At 63.9% G+C, this 2,147-nt stretch carries 2 protein-coding genes; one reads left to right on the top strand and one right to left on the bottom strand.

The window, feature by feature from the left end; translation table 11 throughout:
* The coding region (locus EN925_RS32980; RefSeq protein WP_128337244.1) for a glycosyltransferase at positions 1–1,112 on the bottom strand (1,112 nt) is incomplete at its 3' end.
* 336 nt (positions 1,113–1,448) lie between these two features.
* Here EN925_RS32980 and EN925_RS32975 point away from each other — a divergent pair.
* A partial coding sequence (locus EN925_RS32975; protein WP_164894557.1) for a DUF1972 domain-containing protein occupies positions 1,449–2,147 on the top strand: 699 nt, incomplete at its 3' end.

Raw genomic sequence — 2,147 nt, 5'->3', positions numbered from 1 at the left:
GTCTTCAGCTTTTCGGCGGCGATCGCGGTGATCGCCGCGGCCGCGACCGGCTCGCTGAAGATCGCCTCATAGCGCGCGCGCCCGGCGACGCAGTAGCTCTTGGCGCGAAATTGCAGGAGATCATCCTCGCCCCTGAGGCCTGGCGCGGGTTTGTCGCTGCCGGGCGGAACATGCCAGCCGGTCTGCCCGTCGCTGACCACTTCCACCAGCCCGCCGATCGCCGACACAAGCGGCGGCCGGCCATAAGCCATCGCCTCGATGGCGACGCGGCCCAGCGATTCCGGACGCCGCGACGGCACGGTGACGATGTCGGCCCAGCGATAATGCTCCGAGGGATCGGGAATGAAAGGCAGGACTCCGACGCGCCCGGCAAGCCCCATGGTTTCGACCAGTTCGGCAAGCGCACGCTCGCGCTCGGTGCTTTCGAAGGCGCCGCCGACCAGCCGCACCTCGACCCTCGCCTGGAGTTCTGCCGGCATCGAGGCGATCGCCTCCAGCAGGACCTCCTGCCCCTTGATCCGGTTGATGCGGCCGAGCAGCAGCACCCGCAATGGGCGCTTGCCGTCATACGTCATTGGTTCGACCGCCGCCGGCCCGGCAACGCCGTTGTAGACGACATATGCGCGCGCCGCCTTGGGATCGCCAAACGCGGTGCGTGTCGCGCGCGAGTTGAAGATCAGATCCGCATGGCTCCAGCGCATCAGGCCGACAAGTACCCTGCGCATGGCGCCTTCGGGGATTTCGTGGATGTGCAGGACGGCCTTGTAAGGCAGCAAGCGCGCGGCCAGCGCATAGTCGGCAACGATCGAGGTGTTGACATAGACGAGGTCGCAGGCCTTGAGGCGCCGCCACGCCCTGAACACGGCAACCGGCAATCGCGCCATCTCGACTGTCGCAAGGCGCGCAATGGCCTGGCGCCTCAACACCCAGAGCGGTTCGAAGACGATCCGGCTGGCATGCGCTTCCAGGATCTGGACGATCGGCCCGCTGCGCGGCAAGACCACCTCGATGTCGGCCGACGGAAACGCGGCGCGCAGCGCAGCCACGCTCTCCGCGAAGCTGCGGTCAGAACCATAGAGTTCATAACCCTGATGAACGCAGGCAATCCGCATCTTTGTTTCCCGCCGGATGCTACAACCATCGCGCTGGGCGATTGTGGCAGAACCCCGTCCGCAAGAATCATGCCTGGTTCGATATGTCCGCCTATCGGTTCGATATGTCCGACTGCCGGCCGTACGCCCCTGGCATTGCTTCGTTTCGATACAGCTACGCACAGAAGGGTTGACCGAGAATGAAACAACCACCGGGTTCAACACCGTTTTTTTACAACCCCGCGCCATGATCCCCTCCCAGGATACCGAAATCGGAAGATGGCACGAAAGTTGCGGTCTGCTCATTATAAATTAAGCAATATCTAATATATGAGATGTGTGAAAGTGCCGCCGGCCATGAAACCAGAAAAGCCCGCCATTCTAATCCTGGGGACCCGCGGCATACCCGCGGCCCATGGCGGCTTTGAAACCTTTGCCGAAAAACTGGCGCTGTTTCTTGTCGGGCGCGGCTGGAAGGTCGGCGTCTATTGCCAGGATGAGGTCGAGCGGATCGACCAGCGGGTGCGCAGCGAAACCTGGCGCGGCATCGAGCTCATTCACATCCAGGTCGCCTCCAAGGGACCGCGCGCGACCCTGGAATTCGACTGGCAATGCGCCCGCGATGCTGCCAGACGACAGGGCGTTTGCCTGGTGCTCGGCTATAATGGCGCGGTCTTCCTGACCTGGCTCAGGCTGAAGCGGCGCAAGATCTTCACCAACATGGACGGCATCGAGTGGCGTCGCCCCAAATGGGGGATGGCGGCGCGAACCTGGTTCTGGCTCAACGAATGGATCGGCGCTTGGGCCTCGCACCGGCTGGTCGCCGATCATCCCGCCATCGCCGATCACCTGGCGACGCGCCGGTCGCGCAGCGCCATCGCCACCATCGCCTATGGCGCCGATCCGGTGGCATCAGCGCCCGAGGCGCCGGTCCGGGCGCTCGGCCTCGAGCCCGGGCGTTATCTCATCTCGATCGCGCGCATCGAACCCGACAACAACATCCTGCCGATTGTCGAAGCCTTTTGCTCCACCAAGCGCGACATGAAGCTGGTGGTG

Origin of the sequence: Mesorhizobium sp. M7A.F.Ca.US.006.04.2.1 (genome assembly GCF_004022915.1) — a bacterium.
In the GTDB taxonomy this organism is placed as follows: domain Bacteria; phylum Pseudomonadota; class Alphaproteobacteria; order Rhizobiales; family Rhizobiaceae; genus Mesorhizobium; species Mesorhizobium ciceri.
The sequence above is the reverse complement of the archived record's forward strand: the minus strand, read 5'-3'. Positions and strand labels throughout refer to the sequence as shown.